General features: G+C 37.4%; 15 protein-coding genes and 1 tRNA gene. 6 read left to right on the forward strand and 10 right to left on the reverse strand.

Going from position 1 to position 20,356, the window contains the following annotated elements; genetic code table 11:
• Positions 1-426: 426 nt before the first annotated feature.
• From IQ282_RS01995 to IQ282_RS02040, 10 genes are all read right to left on the reverse strand, one after another.
• A complete protein-coding gene (locus IQ282_RS01995; RefSeq protein ID WP_076547075.1) occupies positions 427-621 on the reverse strand; it encodes a hypothetical protein in 195 nt (64 codons plus the stop codon).
• Between the two features lie 593 nt (positions 622-1,214).
• A complete protein-coding gene (locus IQ282_RS02000) occupies positions 1,215-1,709 on the reverse strand; it encodes a VOC family protein (RefSeq protein ID WP_076547074.1) in 495 nt (164 codons plus the stop codon).
• A gap of 75 nt (positions 1,710-1,784) precedes the next feature.
• Positions 1,785-2,600 carry an AraC family transcriptional regulator gene (locus tag IQ282_RS02005; RefSeq protein WP_076547073.1) on the reverse strand — a complete coding sequence of 272 codons (816 nt, stop codon included), beginning with the start codon at positions 2,598-2,600 and terminating at the stop codon, positions 1,785-1,787.
• Between the two features lie 369 nt (positions 2,601-2,969).
• Positions 2,970-3,806 carry a DUF932 domain-containing protein gene (locus IQ282_RS02010; protein ID WP_194850236.1) on the reverse strand — a complete coding sequence of 279 codons (837 nt, stop codon included), beginning with the start codon at positions 3,804-3,806 and terminating at the stop codon, positions 2,970-2,972.
• A 265-nt stretch (positions 3,807-4,071) separates the two neighbouring features.
• Positions 4,072-5,868, reverse strand: coding sequence for a ParB/RepB/Spo0J family partition protein (locus IQ282_RS02015; RefSeq protein ID WP_076547072.1), 1,797 nt, complete (start codon positions 5,866-5,868; stop codon positions 4,072-4,074).
• An 863-nt stretch (positions 5,869-6,731) separates the two neighbouring features.
• Positions 6,732-7,616: a Brp/Blh family beta-carotene 15,15'-dioxygenase gene (locus IQ282_RS02020; protein WP_194850237.1), complete on the reverse strand. Its 885-nt coding sequence runs from the start codon at positions 7,614-7,616 to the stop codon at positions 6,732-6,734.
• The gene (locus IQ282_RS02025; protein ID WP_194850238.1) at positions 7,609-8,778 is read right to left on the reverse strand and encodes a DUF2254 family protein; all 1,170 of its coding nucleotides are present in this window, start codon (positions 8,776-8,778) and stop codon (positions 7,609-7,611) included. The genes IQ282_RS02020 and IQ282_RS02025 overlap by 8 nt, the downstream gene beginning before the upstream one ends.
• A gap of 1 nt (position 8,779) precedes the next feature.
• Positions 8,780-9,598, reverse strand: coding sequence for a bacteriorhodopsin (locus tag IQ282_RS02030; RefSeq protein WP_194850239.1), 819 nt, complete (start codon positions 9,596-9,598; stop codon positions 8,780-8,782).
• 1,204 nt (positions 9,599-10,802) lie between these two features.
• Positions 10,803-11,054 (reverse strand): GIY-YIG nuclease family protein, encoded by a 252-nt coding sequence (locus IQ282_RS02035; protein WP_194850240.1) that lies wholly within the window; start codon positions 11,052-11,054, stop codon positions 10,803-10,805.
• A gap of 201 nt (positions 11,055-11,255) precedes the next feature.
• Positions 11,256-11,337 (reverse strand) — tRNA-Leu (locus IQ282_RS02040).
• 156 nt (positions 11,338-11,493) lie between these two features.
• On the opposite strand from IQ282_RS02040, the gene IQ282_RS02045 reads away from it, so the two are divergent.
• The 6 genes from IQ282_RS02045 to IQ282_RS02070 all read left to right on the forward strand — a co-directional run bounded on the left by IQ282_RS02045 (position 11,494) and on the right by IQ282_RS02070 (position 20,202).
• Positions 11,494-12,879 carry a dipeptidase gene (locus IQ282_RS02045; protein ID WP_194850241.1) on the forward strand — a complete coding sequence of 462 codons (1,386 nt, stop codon included), beginning with the start codon at positions 11,494-11,496 and terminating at the stop codon, positions 12,877-12,879.
• A 704-nt stretch (positions 12,880-13,583) separates the two neighbouring features.
• Complete coding sequence (locus IQ282_RS02050) at positions 13,584-13,949, forward strand: BlaI/MecI/CopY family transcriptional regulator (RefSeq protein ID WP_194850242.1); 366 nt, start codon at positions 13,584-13,586, stop codon at positions 13,947-13,949.
• A gap of 2 nt (positions 13,950-13,951) precedes the next feature.
• The gene (locus IQ282_RS02055) at positions 13,952-15,922 is read left to right on the forward strand and encodes a M56 family metallopeptidase (protein WP_194850243.1); all 1,971 of its coding nucleotides are present in this window, start codon (positions 13,952-13,954) and stop codon (positions 15,920-15,922) included.
• Positions 15,923-15,936: 14 nt separating this feature from the next.
• A complete protein-coding gene (locus IQ282_RS02060) occupies positions 15,937-17,688 on the forward strand; it encodes a M56 family metallopeptidase (protein WP_194850244.1) in 1,752 nt (583 codons plus the stop codon).
• A 93-nt stretch (positions 17,689-17,781) separates the two neighbouring features.
• Positions 17,782-18,660 (forward strand): hypothetical protein, encoded by an 879-nt coding sequence (locus tag IQ282_RS02065; RefSeq protein ID WP_194850245.1) that lies wholly within the window; start codon positions 17,782-17,784, stop codon positions 18,658-18,660.
• Positions 18,661-19,101: 441 nt separating this feature from the next.
• Positions 19,102-20,202 carry a DUF4407 domain-containing protein gene (locus IQ282_RS02070; protein WP_194850246.1) on the forward strand — a complete coding sequence of 367 codons (1,101 nt, stop codon included), beginning with the start codon at positions 19,102-19,104 and terminating at the stop codon, positions 20,200-20,202.
• Positions 20,203-20,356: the final 154 nt, after the last annotated feature.

Raw genomic sequence — 20,356 nt, forward strand, 5'->3', positions numbered from 1 at the left:
AAATTAGAATTGGTTATGTCGTGCCTGTTTTTCGCTGTACCGAAAAACAATAAAGGCTTTATCCATTATAAACCCCTTAAAATGTGTAAGGCAGCGGTTCGGTTTTTAAGGATTTTCGAGTAAGGGCTCAAGAAGACCGCGCCGAAAATCCTGTTAAAAAAACCGAAGTGATGACTTTCCGATGAAAAGCGGACTTGATTCACAATTTTGGCAAAGGAATGAAGTGTTCCTTACTAGTCCCGATAGCTATCGGGACGGGAAGGGTTAACGGAATGGAAAGCTAAAATTGGGGATTGTGTCCAAGATATTTGTAGTGAAGCTCTTTTCCCGAAATGTAGCTTTTCGGGAAATGCAGGGGAATGTGCTGAATGGCTTATGAAACTCGCATTAAATAAAAGGGTAATAGTACTTTTGTGAATAGTTAGCTCACTCTTCAAAAAGTACTTTTTGATTTTTAGAATAAACATTATTTAAAAGTATTTGGTAGTAAAGGGGATGCTTCTCTCTGTAGTAAGCTAAATGACACTCTGCACTTTCAATAGTATAATTTTCACTACTTAATTGGTAATGTTCTTCGGCTTCTTTTAATGAAATGTTGGATTTTAAAGCTGTACTTTTCATAATGTTAAAATTTTTGGGTTAAACAATATTGAGCAGAAACCAAACGGAAGCTAAAATTCTTGGCTCAAAAGGAAACGGAATAAATAAGCGAGGGAAGAAGCTATGGCTTTATGCCGTAGTCTTTTGATGGAAGTATTTTACGAGTTTACCTTGCGTGTATATTGTATGATAATTGATTTCCTTTTTTAAGCGGACTTGATTCACTATTTTGGCTAGGGAATGAAGTGTTCCTTCCCAGCATAGCGGGAAGGGTTAACGAAATGGAAAGCTAAAATTGGGGATTGTGTCCAAGACTTGCGTAGTGAAGCTCTTTTCTTGGAATGTAGCATTCCGCGAAATGTAGGGAAATGTGCTGAGTGGGTTATTAAAACTGATATCTATCTTAAAGTGAATGGGGTGTATTTGTTGCTTGATTAAGCACTTAATCTTTGGTAAAGCACGAAGCCATATTTTTAATTTCCTTTTTAACTTTCTTATCGTCAAAATACAAATTAAAAATATGGCTACTTTGCAAATACTCCAAAGCTTTTATTTAAGGACTATTTGCCCTCTTTTTTATATACATTGCTCTGTGTTTGTTCTTTTTCACTCGTTTAGTTCGGTGAATGCAGACCGATTTTATTTCCTTCCGAATCAAGAAATAGACCGTAATAACCACTTTCATCTGCGTGAAGTGATTTCGGAACAATTATTTCGCCACCATTTTTCTCAACTTTATCAAGAATAATTTGAAGATTATCTCCACCATTTAAGTATATAGTTACACCATCAGATGAAGGTTTATAGCCTTCTGCTTTAATGATAACTCCTGTAACCATTTGTTCTTCATAAGGGAATATCCCCATTTCCATTTCGGGCATTTCTATCTTCTCAATGTTAATGTCTAAAATTGCTTGATAAAAATTTACTGCTCTTGAAACATCCGTTGCTGGAATTTCAAAGATTGAAATATGACTTTTCATTTCTTTTGTTTTTTGATTAATATTAGATTCAACCGGGATAGTTTCGGTTTTAGATTTGTTTTGGTTGTTACAGGCTGTAATGCTAAAGGAAAGAATTATGGCTGTACAAAGAATGGATTTTTTCATTTCGTCCTGTTTGATTTGACAAGACAAATTTAGATTTCGTGCAAATACAAAAATTGTAAAAATGCGACACGCTGACTATTTGTAGAAGAGGGTAGAGAGTGCCATATTTTCATTGCCTAAAAATTCCTTCGGATTAATTCCGGTAAACTCTTTAAAGTCTTTTATAAAATGCGCTTGGTCGAAGTATTCACTTTCGTAAGCAATGTCGGTTAGGTTTTCTGACTTTTTATTAAGAAGCATTTTTAGTGCATTTTGCAGTCGGATTACTTTACCCAACTGTTTTGGGCTAACACCAATTTGTTTTTTGAAATTTCGTTCAAGTTGTCTCCGTTTTGATAAATCTTCTTTAAGGATTTTGCTTATCGAAGCACTTCCATTTGTTGCTAAAAGAGCATCAATTGTTGTTTTTACGATATTATTAATTGTAGTTTTTTCATTCAACTTGTCTAAAAAAAAATTTTCAATAATTTCTATTCGTTCACTAGTATTAGTTGCCTCAATTATTTTTCGCTCCAAGTCACTAGCAGTTTTTTCTCCGAACAACAATTCTATTGTCGTTTCCTTGTTTGCCAAGTTATTAATGGGCATTGTTACAAAATTTGCAAAACCATAAGGGTAAAAACGAATTGCAAAAGTATTCACATATCCTGTAGGTTCTATATAAAAGGGTTCAATTGTCTGTCCGAGAACCATTGCACGAGGTTGTAGTATAAATTCATCTTTCGAAGTGTATCGTTTAATGTCGTCTCCAAGTATAAACGCCATTTCAATTGTGCCATCAGGAATGATTCGTTGTTTTTGTACATCAGGTTCAGCAGGAACTTCTAAAGTCCAATAGCAACTGACAAGAGATTCTAAATCCGGATGTGGTTGGAATGTTTGATAGTTCATTGAATAATTGATATTTTGTTAAATGACGCACAACTCATTTTTGTGGTCAATAAATATAATGTTATTCGTATTATTAGATAGGATTAATTAATTCTTATAAAAATTTCTATTTGAACATTACTGATTAATTTACGTATTTGAATAGGAACTGAAATGTTATTTAGCAGTCTCGAAGTTTCGTGACGGGAAGGGTTAACACTATGGAAAGCTAAAATTAGGGATTGTGTCCAAGATTATTATAGGGAAGCGCTTTTTCCGGAATGAAGCTTTTCGCGAAATGTAGGGGAATGTGCTGAACGGTATTGCTTTTAAACATAAGTAGCAAGCACAAAAAAATCCAGTTTAAGGTACTGGATGAACCTTTTGGCTTTAGGCCATTTCATAAATTTCATCAAACAATTTCTTGTCCAATCTTTCTTGTTGGCCAAAGCTTTTCTTCAGCGTGTTGTGTAAAACTGCATTGAAGGCATTGTAACCTAACCACAAATTAGGTTCCTCGTTTAGCAACAATGCTTCATAATTCAGGATTTCCAGGACTTCACGAGATTTTTTCGAAGGGTCGCTGTTCTTGTCGCTGCATTCATATCTAAAGAGTTTCGTTTTATCAAGAATGGCTTTTACAAATTCCTGTGTATCGATGATTTTAAATTCTTTCATCTTGTCGAATTTCTTGGTTATCGTATAGAATTCATTGTCCAGAAACTTGTCGAACAGGTTGTTTAGTCTTGGCATAATAAGGTGTGTATTGTTCTTACTATGCTTGATGGAAAACTCAATTTCGCCTTGTGAAACGTGCAAACCATTGGAACATACTTCTCTATAAAATCCGAAGTGTCCAGAAGTCTTTTCACTACCGTCATACGAGTTTTTGAACCGTAGCATTGGCAGTATCACGTCCTTATCGTTCTTGACGGTAAACTGACTTATATCGTCTATGATAAAGTCGGTAATGAACGACCTATCATTTTTGTTGATGGTGCGCTTGTGAAAGTTCAGTTGTGCATCTGTCAGCATTTCTTCAGCTTTCTTGAAGAACAATTGGTTTGGAATGTGTCCATAACTGTTAGATACCACATTGACGATTTTACCATTTGAAATGATGGCATTTTCAAGCCCTCGTCGGGATTCTATCTGTGTCAGAGTTTTTAAGGATTTCATTTCTGATGAAACAAAGATTTCATCCTGTTGCAAATTTTGTAAATACATAGCTTTTGAATTTAGATTAAACAATATTTGAGCTTAACCCAAACGGAAGCTAAAATCTCAGCTCAAAAGGAAACGGAATAAATAAGTAAGGGAAGAAGCGGTGGCTTTATGCCGTAGTCTTTTGATGGGTGTATTTTACGAGTTTACCTTTGCGTTACTATTGATTGATTATTCTCTCTATTCCTTGACCATTTTAACCAAGTGTCTATTATAAAAAAAAAAGAAGGACCAGCACGAATGCCAATCCTTCTTCAAACAACAAAAGCTACTCTTTCAATCCTTGAATTTGCTTTTCAAGAACTGTTATTCGCTCTTTCAAACGTTCTTCACGCTTGTTTCTTTTTTCGGCATATTCTTTTTCGATGCCGTCAATCTTGGACTTGTAATAACCTTGCATCGCATTGTAGAATGAAATGTTAGTCAGATTATTAACGTGATTGCTTTCGCCAAAATGCACTTGCTTCGTTAGTATATACCGTATCAACTTATGAAAGATTTCCTTTTTAAACTTCTTTTTGAAACTCTCAACAATTTCTTCATCTGTCATCTTGGATGTATTGCCCAATAAATTTGAAAAGAATCTTTGTCGTCCAACATAATCTACATTGTTTTCATACAACGTCAATGAGAATGCTACCATTTCATCCACCGAAAGTGTTTTCTTCGTATCAATGTATTTGGTGTCTCTAATCATTTCAACAACTTCTTCAAACTGCTTGTTGTTCTCTATTTGCTTCTTGCGTATTTCCCTTTCGTTGATTTTAATTATCTGTTCTTCAGGGGAACAATCTGCCATTTTTCTGTTTTCCAAAGGTGCTGAATACGATGTCGATTCATTTTTGGACTGTTCAACAATCTTTATAAAGACTTCTTTGTGTCTGTATGTTTCAGGATGGAACACAATACCTTTTACAAATTCATTTTCTTTAGCGGAATTGTATTTTTCCAATTCTTCTTCGTATTGCTGTAAGGCTTCATCCAGCTCAGCTTTAAATTCATCTTCGGAATAATCGTAATGTTGGTATTCTTTCTTGATGTCCTCAATTGTTGGCTTTATCGGATTTTCTATGATTTCAACATCATCCAGCAAATAGACTTTCAAACCGTTCTTTTCCAATTGTGAAATAATCAGCTGATTGTTTTCCTCGTCTGCCCAATACTGTCGTATTTCAGGAATTAACAGTATGTTCTCTTGTTTCGATTTTTCAATCAAATTCAAGAACGACTTGCTTTTCTTCGTTTCATAACAAGCTGATTTTGTACAAACCATTTTGCCATCGCCGAAAAGATTACCTTGATTTGCCGCGTTAAACGGACATTCAATACAAGAGCCTACTTTTGGCACCAATTTCTTATCATTTACATCAAAAGATGCTTTTTCCAAATCATAGGTCTGGTCTTTAATCATCCTGTTCACCTGATGGGCACTAAAATCTTCGCCCATCGTTTCCAACATCATCTGCTGTTCTTCTGGTTCAAAAAGTGCAACACCCACACCTAACGAAATCGTCATTTCGCCATTACGAACAAAATGCTTAAAACCTTCAATTAAACCAGCCAGCTTTAATCGTTGTCTGATAAAGTTATCTGTTCTTCCCAATCGCTTTGCAATTTCTGTAGGCGCATATTTTTCGCTTAAGTAAGCAATCGCCTCAGCTTCTTCGGTAGGTTCAACATCCTGCCTTTGCAGATTTTCGATGATTTGAATTTCAAGAACATCGTTGTTCTTATATTCCCTGACAATACACGGAATAGTTTTCTTGTCGGCCATCTTACTTGCTCGATACCTACGTTCGCCCATCACGATGATAAATTCGTTTCCAGATTTTCGGACTGTAATAGGCTGTAGAACACCGTGCTTTTTGACGCTTTCGGAAAGCTGTTGCAGATGTGCTTCATTAAAAGTCTTTCTGGGTTGCATCGGGTCGGGAATGACCTTTGCAGTTGATAGGTTCTCAATCTGAAGCCCAATCGCTTTTTGTGTCAATTTTTCTTTGACTTCTTTCTTGGCGGTGGTAATTTTTTTACCGCTCTTTCTTGTGGTACTCGCTTTTGTTGTCATAATACTCAAATTTTAGATTAAACAATATTTGAGCAGAAACCAAACGGAAGATAAAATCTTGGCTCAAAAGGAAACGGAATAAATAAGCGATGGAAGAGACGTTGGCTTTATGCCGTAGTCTTTTGATGGAAGTATTTTACGAGTTTAAATTGCGGTCATATTGTATGATAATAAACCCCCTTAGTTAAATTTTTATTTTCAATTCATTGGTAATATATTAGTTTAATATTTATTGGTAATAAATGTTGTTAATTGAAAAGAATTATTATTTTTGCATCAGACGAATCAAATTGAACTACAACTCACGAGAATTAGTTCACAAATCGTCAACATAGATAAAAATATTTGGCAGAAGTGCCACAGCGACAGGGCTCGCCAAGCAAGGTTCGAGTCCCGTCCAGACCGCAATACTTTTTATAAGTATGCAATTCAAGTTGTGTGTCCTCTAAAATAATTGAGGATTTGAAGGTAATCATTGATTACTTTTTGAGAAGCTTTTCCAAACGGAGAGGCTTTTTTGTTTTATAGAAGTTTTAAACTTCTTTATTTAGAGTCTGTTTCAGATCATATATTTTCTAGCACAATGTATTGGAGATGAGTTACTAACGGCCCTGTAAATCGCCTGCATTGTTCTTGAAAGGTTAAGTTGTTTTAGGAAATTTAGTTCGTTTGCTACGTATTCAAGCTCACTTTATTTAGATATCTTGATTCTGCTACCCCATTAACACTATAAAAGTTAGAAATAAATTGGACAAAAGATTCTTACTTGGTCAATTACTAATGACCAGAACTCCATTTATTTTCAATCTAACACCTAAAAATTATAATTGTAAAAATGGTTTGAAACTAAGTGTATGATCCTCTTATTTGCGCAGCCATGCGAAAATCACAACATGTGGTATAGTCGTTATTGCGCTTACAAAGACAATGAATGACATTGATATTTCTTGTTTCTCTACCATTACAAGAAACACTACAGAGATGATTAGACTGGGCAGGTAAAAAGGCAAAGCTTTGTAGAAGTAATCCCTAACGCTCTTAAGTGCTGTTAAATTCAAATCCTTAAGCTGGCTAATTACGGATGGAACACTATGCCACAGAACAAAATAAAACAGGAATCCCAGTAAAAGATCCATTTCTAAGAACACCCAGTACAACAAAGCCAGCGATAATTGAAGGATAAAAAAAGCAGTCCATTTTAATTTTCCCTGTAGCGTATTGCCAAAGGCTAGTATAAATTGAATCACAATAAACGGCAAAGTCAAAATATAATTCCAAGAAATAATGTCAATTTTGAACCCATTACTTCCAAACAAAGGCACTAACTCCGGCGCATTAGCTAAAAATAGCAGTGCAAAAACAGACAACCCATAAAAAAAGCATTGTAAGTGTATCGCGATATTTTTACTAGATATCCAGGGGTGAATGTGCTCCTCACCAAAATGATAAGCTGATACAAGAATAAAAATGTTTAAGGCAATAAATGGATCTAAATAAAATAACACGCCAGTCAACGCCGCTATTCCTAAATAAACCATCAAAAACCTGGGAAGCTTCCAGGCGTTGTCCGTTTCTCGATTTATAAGATAATAGTCATTTGCACCATGTATTAAGCCTACAGTAAATAATAGGAAAAGAAATATAGAGGTTAAAATAGACATGAAACCCATATCTAAAATCAGAACAACACCTATCACAATAGTTATTGCAATTAAGACTCCGTATAATGCTTTTGGTGATTTAAACAAAAGCACCTGCTGTTTTCAAGTTCTTGAGATCAATAATAATTCCTGCACTCTGCAGTTTGTGCATAGAACTTTTGATACCTTTAATTAGGATAGGGTCTTCATTCATATAATGCCACATCTCTAGATAGCAATAAATACTTAGCTCTTGCGTGGGCAGCCATTTTACATAAACAAAATTTGTATCATTTAATGTATAGCTATTATGATCAGGAATTTCGGCTCTCAAAATTAGTAGTTGTGTTAAATAGTCAATAGCAGCAAGAGAAGTTCCTGGATCGTTAATCGCAGGAGAAGATGCTTTTACAGCTACCTCAACTAAATGTTTAATTTCTGACTCATGCATTTCTAGAGGTACTCGCATATCAACCGACACTTGATGCTCTCGTCTTTCCCAACTGTCGTTTATTTTAACGCTTGTTTTAATTAGAGTATCTTTTTCAAGAACAAACATTCCAGGCAAGTGTTCTAAACTCATGCTACACTTTTCCTTAAAAGCTTTCACAGCTAACTTCTCAAAGTCCGGAAGCTGCAGATAACCACATTTCTCTGTTTTAATTGACTCCCAAGAGCTCATGTCCTCTGGTGATGTATGAACTCGCATTAGTTTGACCAGTTTTTTAAGCTTCTTCAGGTTTAATTTGCCACGATCAAAACTTTTTTTAAGAATGTAGTTTATGTGAATGGACTGTGATACACTATGTATGAAATAGATGAATAAAAACACACAGAAGATACTCATAAAAACCCCAATTGATGCACCTAGCGGCGGGAAGGTTCCTTGAGTACCGTTTGCAACAGCTATTGAAAGAATCATTGAATACACAATGGTACCACTAGTAAACCCTAATATCAATTGATGGTGTTTCTCAGAGAGAATCAGTGGAATTAACCTGGGCGAATAATTATTGATGCTGCGATTAAGTACATTCATAACCATCGTGTAACTAAAAATCGTTAGCGTGAAAATACCTCCGATGATAAAAGCAAGAATAGATTGAACATCTGTTTTTCCGGTGATTACAATCGGCTTTAGGAAGTCGGGAATATCTTGAGCTTCCATGGGCAGTGCAGTAAGTATACATGCGATTAAAGCAAAAAAAAGCGCTATGCCCGCAGGCAATAGCGCTATACTGTTATATATTCTTCTAAGGATGCTTAGCATATTAAGCAGCCTTCACATCAAATCCTATTTTTCCCAGCACTTGTTGGGCAGGAAGGTAACCAGCAACAGCAGACTGCTGGATAGCGATATATGTGATCATCAGTCCATAGATTACTTTACTAGAAATGTCAGCAATTGTAAATAATAGTTGTCTTAAGATTACACCGTCTGCATTATTCATAAATGCGGGAACTAAATAAGCAATAGGGTATAACGTCCATGCAAACATCATCAACCAAAACACTTTCATAATTGTTTCATGAGTCCCACCAGTCATAGTACTTTTTTGTGCAGCTATTTTTTTACCTACTATAAAGTTCATGATAATAAAAAAAACAGTACTTGCAGCTCCCCAGTACATCAACATTGACATATCACTTACTTCATACAGTTGCCCTATATATCCAGTGATTATCATTCCCCACGCTGCGAGAATTAAAGACGTGGCAGTAGTAAATAGTTCCTTCCCTTTTAAGTTTAGAACGATCAATAGTTGCACTAGCAAACATGGAATAGTTACCATCCAGTTCACATACCGGAACCCATTTGAAAATGTCAAGTCCTGTAAGCGATAAACACCATCTACATATGCAAATGAATCTGTCCACAAACTAGCCTGACTGCTTAAGATTAGCCCTGATGAAATCATCACGATGCAAGAAAGAGCCGTAGCTATGCGATATTTAGGGGCGACAAATTGTGAAACGACTAGAAAAAAAACAAGCGCTCCAAAATGTGCGCCTACTCCCATAGTTAGCAAGTGGTCAATGGCCTCAAACTGCCCTACCGTATAATTAAAAAGGTTTTCAATATTATTCATTTGTGTTGGTTTTAGTTATAAAGTAAATCTAACCAAGTAAGAAAATTCTATTTGTGAAGGATTTCAAAATTACCAATACCTTAACTAAAAATGCTTCATTAGCTCAATGTTCGCTTTCGCGAAAGCGAAATATCTTAAACAATAAAGTTAAACGATGAGGTTTTAAATTTTATTCCCTTTTTTGCCAGGTTGGTTATCCATAATTCATCGATCACCTAAATTAATCATGCCCAGCTGCCACATCCGGAAAGTAGAGTCCGTGTTATCCTCAACAACTTACAGTTTAAAGTCATGAATCAATGAAAGGATGATTCAAAATTACGATGCAAATCTCTTTGGTAATTTATACCTCAAATCATTAATGGTAAGCGGAGTTTGACTCCTCCCGTAATAATTGAATCGCGTTTGACAAAGACAATCATTTATTAAACACCCTTACGACCTTCTGTCAATAATATAACTGATGTAAAAAAAGAACGCTCCATAAAAAAGCAATTTGAACCGAAAAGAATTTTATTGACAGGAAATATTTATCTGTAAGTCATTAATTTAGAGCAATATGAAATTGAAAATCAATTATATGAACGTCAAATCCCTGGTGCTGTTACATTGAGCACCTAATAAGAGTTGATATTCACGATTCAGCTTAGGATTTAAAGTCGAACTCATCTGGTCTACGCTAAATTAGAGAAGGTAATTTCCTTAGAAAAACAACGATTACGATAATTGCCAGCCTAGATTCCCTTAGTATTTATTCAATAGAAAATAGGTCACTTGACTTTATTATAAAATTCAGTTTGAGAAAGACTAACTAATATAGTAAACCTAAATGTATGGATTTCTAAAGCTAAGTCTAAGTCAAATAAAATATTACCTTAATTAGTACGCGGCTGTAAAAATTCTATGATATAAAAGAATGATAATCAAGAGAATATTTGGTTTCTAAGCAGCGACAATCTAACAAGTGTTGGAAGCACTTTTAAATCATTTCGAATTCTATTTTTTAAAATTAAAAAGGACAGCTCAAAACTTGGTTGTAAAAGGAAAGTCAGGTTTCGCGAAAGCGTAAAATCAAAAAAGCCCTTCATTTCTGAAGAGCTTTAACTGGTGCGGATGACAGGAACCTGCCTGTCGCCTGCCTGTCGTGCCTTTGGCAGGCAGGTGCCTTCGGCAGGCAGGTCGAACCTGCACACCTTGCACGGTACTAAATTTTATCTTTAATGGATCTAAGCTTCTTCTTACCGATCCCAGATTTCCAGTACTTCTCAAGTGCCCTAGCTTCTCCACGATCATTACCAACTTCTTCAATCATCAAAATTAAGAATGGTGCATATGGTGCGGTCGTTTTATTATTACCAGAATTATGTCTGTCAATTCTAATAAGTGGCTCGCTACTAAATCCTACGTATATGTAGTTGCGATCGATACTTGAAATCGCATATACGGAATAGGTCATAAGCTCGATTAAGTGAATAGATTGGCTTAAAGATATGGGCAAAAAACTTGAAATAAAAAAAGCCTCTCGATATCGAGAGGCTTTGGTGCGGATGACAGGAACCTGCCTGCCAGAGGCACGACAGGCAGGTCTAACCTTTACGACCTTGCATAAATATAAAGATAATAAAAAAGCCCTTCATTTCTGAAGAGCTTTTCTTTGTGCGGATGACAGGAATCGAACCTGCACACCTTGCGGCACTAGATCCTAAGTCTAGCATGTCTACCAGTTCCATCACATCCGCGAGTACTGATTTGCTTCTTTATTTTGACCTACTCGTGCTGAGCGCAGTCGAAGCATCCCTATTTGGGACGGCAAATATACATACTTTTCAGATATTACAAATTCTTTGTAATAAGAATATTTTGCGCTTCTTATCTTTACGTCAAACACAAAGGAAATGAATACCAAAGCATACGTTGACCAGCACAAAGACCGTTTCATACATGAACTTATAGAACTGCTTAAAATCCCGTCCATCAGTGCCGACAAGGCTTATAAAGATGGTGTGATTAAAGCAAGTGATATGGTAAAAAAATCCTTAGAGGAAGCAGGATGCGATCACGTAGAAATTTGCGATACTCCCGGTTATCCTATTGTTTATGGAGAAAAAATTATTGATAAGAATCTGCCTACCGTCCTCGTTTACGGCCATTATGACGTGCAACCGCCAGACCCTATCAACTTATGGGACAGTCCGCCCTTTGAGCCTGTCATCAAAAAAACTGACCTACATCCTGACGGAGCGATTTTCGCACGCGGCGCCTGTGATGATAAAGGCCAAATGTACATGCACGTGAAGGCAATGGAATATATGACGGCAAATAATGACCTTCCCTGCAACGTGAAGTTCATGATTGAAGGTGAGGAAGAAGTTGGTAGTGAATCGTTGGGTTGGTTCTTGGAACGCAACCGTGAGAAGCTAGCTAATGACGTGATTCTTATTTCTGATACCGGCATGATTTCTAAGGAAACGCCCAGCATTACGACCGGTTTGCGCGGCTTGAGTTATGTAGAGGTGGAAGTTACAGGCCCTAATCGCGACTTGCACTCAGGATTGTATGGTGGTGCGGTGGCAAATCCCATCAATATTCTCTGCCAGATGATTGCTTCGCTAACAGACGAGAACAACCACATTACCATTCCGGGATTTTATGACAAGGTAGAAGAACTAAGTGCCGACGAACGTGCCGAAATGGCCAAAGCTCCCTTCTCACAATCCGACTATAATAAGGCGCTGGACATTAAAAGAGAACACGGTGAAAAGGGCTACACCACAAACGAGCGCAACAGCATCAGACCCACGCTTGATGTGAACGGTATCTGGGGCGGTTATACCGGTGAAGGTGCCAAAACCGTGATTGCCAGCCAGGCATTTGCCAAAATCTCCATGCGTCTGGTGCCAGATCAGGATTGGAAAGAGATTACAAAATTGTTCAAGAAGCATTTTGAAAGCATAGCACCAGAAGGTGTGAAAGTTGAGGTTAAACCGCATCATGGCGGCACCGCATACGTCACGCCCATCGATTCCATAGGATACAAAGCTGCGAGTGCTGCTTATGAGGACACCTTTGGCAAAACACCTATCCCGCAACGTAGTGGTGGCTCTATTCCGATTGTTGCGTTATTTGAAAAAGAGCTTAATTCTAAGTCCATTCTAATGGGATTCGGCTTGGATAGTGATGCAATCCACTCGCCTAACGAGCATTTTGGGGTTTGGAATTACTTAAAAGGGATCGAGACTATTCCGCATTTTTACAAGCACTTTACGGAGATGAGTAAATAGACATCCCGTAAATTTCACGTTTACCAGAAGTTTAGGGGTAGCATCTTTTTAGTTTTTGCTTTTTATTTTACGTTTATTTTTAGGTTGGGCGCCTCCCGATAAAAATCGGGACCGCGCTTTCCGCTATATCTACCACGCTTAAGCGCGTGGAAGGATGTCGCTGCAATTGCTGTCGCAGTATACGGGTTGGTTAGATATTCTAGGTTATCCTATTCTGACTGAGGTCCAAATCAATAATCTGATTTCAATCGTTAACCGTTAAAGCATCGTGTTGCTCTGAAAATAATTAATGCTTGACAAGGGCGGCTTAGTGAAAGCAATCAAAAGAATGATACATTATTTCCGCTTTTGAGAGAAAATAGCAAATGGTTTCATTCGCCTACTAGCACTTTGGGTTTTGAATCTACTTACAAAATCGAAACGATTCGGCATTTTTACAGGCCTTTTACCGAGATGAGCTTGAAAATCTTGAGCTGTGAGTTATTGGTATTTCAAATAAATTAAGAACTTAAAAATCCTGCTTTATAGCAGGATTTTTTGCGTTGCTGGATGATGTAGTGAGTTCGCTTTCGCGAAAGCGAACTATCGAGAAACAGACTAAAATAATGATTTCTGAAAATTAAAACTGATATTTTGTTACCTCTACACTTGTAGAATTGGATTATTGTTCTACATTTGTAGTTATAGATCTAAACTTGTAGAAGATGAAATTATCAAAGTCAGAAGAGGAATTGATGAATGTGCTCTGGGAGCAGAAAAAGGCATTCATGAAAGACTTACTGGAAGCCTATCCAGAGCCCAAACCCGCAAACACGACCATCGCCACCATGCTCAAACGCATGACTGACAAAGGCTTTGTGGGGTACAATCTCTTAGGAAATAGCCGACAGTATTTTGCACTCGTGGAAAAAAGCGCCTATTTCTCTAAGCATGTGAATGGCCTCATCAAGAACTTCTTCAACGACAGCGCCTCCCAATTTGCTTCATTTTTTACCAAGGAAACCCAGCTGACTCAGAAGGAGTTAAAGGAACTTAAGAAGATTATTGACGACCAAATTAAAGACCAATAGTTATGCAGCAGATTCTCATCAACGCTTCAGTTTGCTTATTCAGCTTGTGGCTGGTTTATAAACTCTTGTTGGAAAACACGAGTTGGCACCGCTTTAAGCGCTTCTATTTATTAGGTGCTGTGGTGGTTTCTGCTGTAATTCCGTTTTTAGTGGTGAGAACTGTTGTGGTACCGTTGGAATTGACGGCACCCAGAGCATTTCCACAATTTGAGGCACTGGAAACCACGGTAGCCGACTCTGGTTTTGAATGGAACTGGAGCCTTGTTCTAATATCTGTTTACATTATAGGAGTTATGATCATGGGATTCCGTTTTGCGAGGAACCTTTACGGATTGCGCATCAAATCCACGGATGAAATTAGCAGTTACGAATCCTATATTCTGGTACTTAGAAAGCTGGTGGAAGTACCACATTCCTTTTTCAATAGGATCTATGCTGCTGCAACAGATTATAAAGCGGACAATATTCCAGATTCTGTGCTGCAACATGAAAAAGCACATCTGGATCAGAAACACAGTTGGGATATTTTAATCTTGGAAATCCTGATGGTTGCGATGTGGTTCAACCCGCTATTGTATTTGATCAAATTTTCCATCAAACTCAACCACGAGTTCCTGGCAGATCAAGCCGTTTTATCGAATGGTGTCGACACCAAAACCTATCAAGAAACGCTACTCGCTTATTCGGCAAACAGTCAGAATAGAGCATTAGCAAACACTTTTAATTTTCCCATCATCAAAAAAAGATTTACCATTATGAAAACAAACACCACCACCGCCAGCGGACTTTTAAGAAGTCTTGCCATTGTTCCAGTTCTTGCCCTGCTTGTGATAAGTTGTGGACAAGAAGAAATAGTCACCGAGCCTGAGGTTATTGAGATTGTTGAAGATGTCCCTATTCAACTTGTAGATAAAAAAAATAGAATATTTATTCTCACAGGTCAAAAAAACGGAACAGCATTAGTTGAAGGAAGTGAATATAGCTATAAGACTGAAGAAGGTAATATCATATTGTATGATGATGCTGGAAATATTCAAGATTTTCAGAAGCGAGGTTATGAAATTATCAAAGTAGACGCAATTAATTTGAAAACTGAGGGTGCTGAAACCATAGATGTTGTAGAAGTTATCGAAAATTTCACTGTAGAAGATATCGCTCGGTACAATCGTCTAGCTAGAAAACACGCATCCCTAATTGAAGAAGTGGGCCATTCTATTTACCTTAAAAATGAAACTGTCCATCTAGTAAATATTTGGAAAGCCATGTCTGATGAACAACGAGCAAAAGCAGAACCATGGCCGTACTTAAGATTTGACGGCAACAAAGCTGGTGAGATTGCTCCTCCTCCTCCAGCACCTCTGACAGCATTGCAATACATTGAGGCAAATAAAGAGGATTTGATTTACTACATCAACAATAGAAAAGTAGGTGCAGCAACAGCAATCAAAACCATCAAAACTATCGGGCAGGATAAAGTTGAAATTTCTAAAGATGCAAATGGAAAACAAAGTATCAAGATTAAATTGTCATCTGATGACATGAAGTTGCTTCCACCACCGCCACCACCGCCGTCTAGAGCGAGTATGCTTAAAGGAGTTAATAACGGTTCTATAGTAGTTTATATTAATGGCAAAATTGCTAGAGAAGAACATATCGAAAAACTTCCTAGCGTCTTTATAAACGGAACTTTTAAATCTGAAAACAGAAATGGCATTCTATATTTTTATTATGATCAGAAGAAACAAAATGAACTATTAGAAAGCAGCAAATCAAAAAATAAAAACCTGAAACAAGCTTTAAATGCCTCCGTTGAAAAGGTGTCTATAGACTATGCTCAAGTTGATCGTCAAGATACGATCACATGGAAAAAAAGTTTTGCAAAAAGCTACAATCAAATTCAAAAAAAGAATATGAAAAATGGATCTTGGAAAGATGTTGAAGGTTTTTTAAAGAATGGTAATTCCGAATACTAACATCATAATTAAACATGCAAAACTTCCTAATCAACAGCTCAATTTGCTTATTCAGCTTGTGGCTGGTATACAAATTGCTGCTGGAAAATACGAGTTGGCATCGCTTTAAGCGGTTCTATTTATTGGGGTCTTTATTGGTTTCTGTTGTAATTCCGTTTTTGGTGGTGCGTACTGTGGTGATTCCAGTACAGCAAAGCATGCCAATGGCTTTTCCACAATTTGGAGCTGTGGAAGGAACTGGAACTGTTGCTGCGATAAGCAATCCGGGCTTTGAGTTAGATTGGAGCTTAGTTATAATGTTGGTTTATTTCATAGGAGTTTTGATAATGGGAATCCGTTTTGCGAGGAACCTTTACGGATTGCGCATAAAATCCACGGATGAAATTAGCAGTTACGAATCCTATATTCTGATACTTAGAAAGCTGGTAGAAGTTCCGCATTCCTTTTTCAATAGGATCTATGCATCTGCAACAGATTATGAAGCGGGCAGCATTCCAGATTCTGTGTTACAACACGAGAAAGCACATCTGGAGCAGAAACACAGTTGGGATATTTTAATTCTAGAAATTCTGATGGTTGCGATGTGGTTCAACCCGTTATTATACCTGATTAAATATTCCATCAAACTCAACCACGAATTCCTGGCAGATCAAGCCGTTTTATCGAATGGAATCAACACCAAAACCTATCAAGAAACATTACTCGCCTATTCGGCAAACAGTCAGAATAGAGCTTTAGCAAACACTTTTAATTTTCCCATCATCAAAAAAAGATTTACCATTATGAAAACAAACACCAACACCGCCAGCGGACTTTTAAGAAGTTTAGCGATTGTTCCAGTTCTTGCCTTGCTTGTTATTAGTTGTGGGAAGGAAAATACAGAAGTTGAACTCATTCAAAACACCCAAAAGACGATTAATATTCAAAAGGAAGATGTATCTACTAACATTCCAAACTCTTCCAATGATCCAGAGGTTATTTACGCTGAACCTGGAGAAGTAATCACTCCTGAAATCTATCACAAGTACACAACTTTCAAAAAGTATAAAACTGGAATCCAGTATACCGACACTATTATTGGTAAAGATTTGATTTATAGTAAGAAGTTTTCAGATTTCACGGAAGAGGAAAAAAATGGAAGGAACGGGTTTTTTCTAACTTACGTCCCAAGACCAGAAAAACCAAAACTTCCTTCAAAAGCAGAGATGAACGAATTTCTAGATGATAAGGTGTTTAGAATTTGGATTGATTCTGAAGAAGTAGAAAATGAGATCTTAAACAATTATGAACCCAGTGATTTTAAGGATTATACCGGGCGCATGTTTGTACATAAAACAGGTAGAAAAATACATCCGCAAGCTTTTAATGTGATGTTTTCCACTCCAGAATATTATGAGAAGATGAACAAAGGAAAACAGGTGAAGTATTACGGCGATCATGATGCTACTTCTTATGAAAGTGTCATTAAGAAAAGTGGTTATTACAACAGAACAGTGGATCCTAGTCTTAATTTACCACAACAAATTTTGAGTCATATTGCATTTGGTTTCAACGGTTCGGCGCTCCTTTATTTAAACAATGAAAGGTTTGCATACCGAGAAATATTGACAGAGTTGAAAAAGTATCCTAATGCAGAAATCGAAATAGGTTCTAGTAAAGGGAAATCATTTGCAAAAGTCAACACTAATCAGAAACTAAATGATGATGAATTGAAAGCGCTCCTAAATACTGTATCTGTAGCTTCAGAAAAGATGAAGACTAATTAATCTTTGAAGCATTATAGGATTATTATCAAAAACTCTTGTAAAACGCTGGTTTACAACACAAATTTCCATATTATTAAACATATTATAATTCTCATGAAAACAAAGGAAACAAACATCAGCATCATTCTAAGAAATCTAGCTGTCATTCCAGTGCTAGCAATAATTGTTAGCTGCAGTCAAGAAGCCATTCAACCACAATCAGAGTCTGCCGTAGAAAAATCAGCGCAAATCATGCCTGAAGACCTGCCCGTTGAAGGCTTAACCGGCGCTATCACTTTGGAAGGAATAGAGTACTACTTCAAAGTGGTAGATGGCAAAAACACCTATTATGATAAAAATGGAAGCGAAGTCGTTATAGATGAAGACGGCTCGAAGATCGATTCCATCAGAATGTTCCCTAGAAAAGGGCAGGTAATCGCTGCAAAAACTGGCACTTTAAAATATATTGAAGAGAATCAAGAAAATCTTAAATATTATATAGGCGGCATCGAGGTTACACAATCTGAAGCAGAACAAACCATTAAAAATTCAGGAGAAGAAGGCGTTGAGATCACAAAAGATGCTGCTGGAGATCCAGCTATTCAAATTACCATGACCGCGGCCAAAAGAGCAAAAATGCCCCAATTTGGATCCATGACCACAAAAGAGGGCTCAATCCTAACGATAACTCCAACGCTTATTGATGCCAATAAAAACCAAAATAATCCTTTATATAGAATGAAGCGTCAGGTCATAACCGTTGCAGAGTTGCAAGAAAAGCCTGCTGATTTCTACATTGATAACGAAAAGGTTACTCTTAAAGAAGTTCATTATTTACTGCATGATAACCCAAAGGCGGGAATTTCATTAAAGAAAAAAACGGACGGTTCAAAAGCTCTTTACATTACTTCAAGTGACATGGTGCAAAGCGAAGATGATCTGCAGGTCATTTACAGTGACCTATTTGAGACTTATAAAAAGAAAGTACAGTAATAGAATTGTTTCCCATTCAAGATGGTAATAGCAATAATTAATAATGTAATCTGAGCCTATTTTTGTTATGGCTCCTCGCCTAGAAATAGGCGAGGACAGATAAGCCTTGCCGTGTACGGCGATGTTATCAGGAGTGGTTGAAGTTCCATTAAGGTTTAATGAAACTCATAATCTCACTTGAACTACGTGCAACTTCAACCTTTCCGTCTTTTTCGCTACTGCGACAAATCCACCTTACCTAATCTTAGGAAAGGCGCTTTTGACTGTTCATTTCGAATCAAAATTAGCAATAGACTATCAAGTATTCGGAGCCAAATAACCAGGAGTCATTTGGGGCAACATTCGAGTTAACGATTATTTTTGATATTATTTTTATTTTTCATTTTACCAGCGTAACAATTTCCCTACTAGAACGTTATACCTGCCTAACATATCATACAAATGCAGTCATTTTTTATTTTTTGTAGTGGTGCAGATGCAGATCTGCTGGATAATTGTAGCGCTGGAGAGCGCAATAAATACGCCGGCATAGGCGCCACCGTTTTCTTTACCGCGCTCATGGCGTTTTTTGCCGCCAGCTATGCACTTTTTACCGTATTCGATAGCTATTTAGTGGCGACGGCTTTTGGACTTGTTTGGGGGTTGTTGATCTTCAATCTGGATCGTTATATCGTTTCCACGCTTAAGAAAAGTGACAAGAAAATCAATGAGATCTGGCAGGCGACACCACGCATTTTGTTGGCGATTATTATTGCCGTAGTTATTTCCAAACCTCTCGAATTGAAGATGTTTGAAAAGGAAATTGATCAGGTTTTACTGGCGCAAAAGAACGATATGACGCTGCAAAACCAGGAGCAAGTCGGTTTATTGTATGCTGCTGAGGAGTCCGCTTTCGCGAAAGCGATACAAGATCTAAAAGACGAGGTCATCACTAAAGAGCTACAAGTAGAGCAACTTTACAGCACCTTTATTGCGGAGGCTGAAGGAACCGCGGGCACCAACAGACTTGGAAAAGGCCCGGTCTACAAAGAAAAACGTGACAAGCACGACGCCGCACTGGCAGAGTTGATCGTTCTCAAACCGGCTAATGCAGAGAAAATAACCGCATTAGAACTACAATTATTTGAAGTGCAGGAGCAAGAAGCGGCGCAATTAATCGCAAGCCAGCCCGTCATCGACAACTTTGACGGACTCATGGCGCGTATCGCTGCATTGAACAAATTACCGTTTCTCACCTCTTTCTTTATTTTCCTATTATTCCTAGCCATTGAAACCTCTCCCATAATAGCAAAACTTCTTGCTCCCAAAGGCGAGTACGATTTCAAACTAGCCGAGCGTGAAGACCTTGTAAAATCCTGGGTCACCCAGCAAAAACAGCAGCAAACGATCATGGTCCAAACAGATCGAGACCTCAACAACCGCGTCTATGCTGATATTGCAGAGGAAGATGAGCTCTACAATTACAAAAAGAAAACCGCTCGCCAGCTCCTACAAAAACAAGCGGATGCTTTCTATGAAAAGCAGAAAGGTATTTTGGGATAGAGGTTTATGGAGACTAGACAAAAGACAACTCGTGTTCCCTAAGGGAATCCTCGTGACTAAAGACGTAAGACTTCTATGTACTGGCTTTAATAAATTAAACTCAGGTTCAAATGATAGTGCTATCTAATCTTATTTCATACGTCAGCTAAGTTTG

Source organism: Nonlabens antarcticus, assembly GCF_015356755.1.
GTDB lineage: Bacteria > Bacteroidota > Bacteroidia > Flavobacteriales > Flavobacteriaceae > Nonlabens > Nonlabens antarcticus.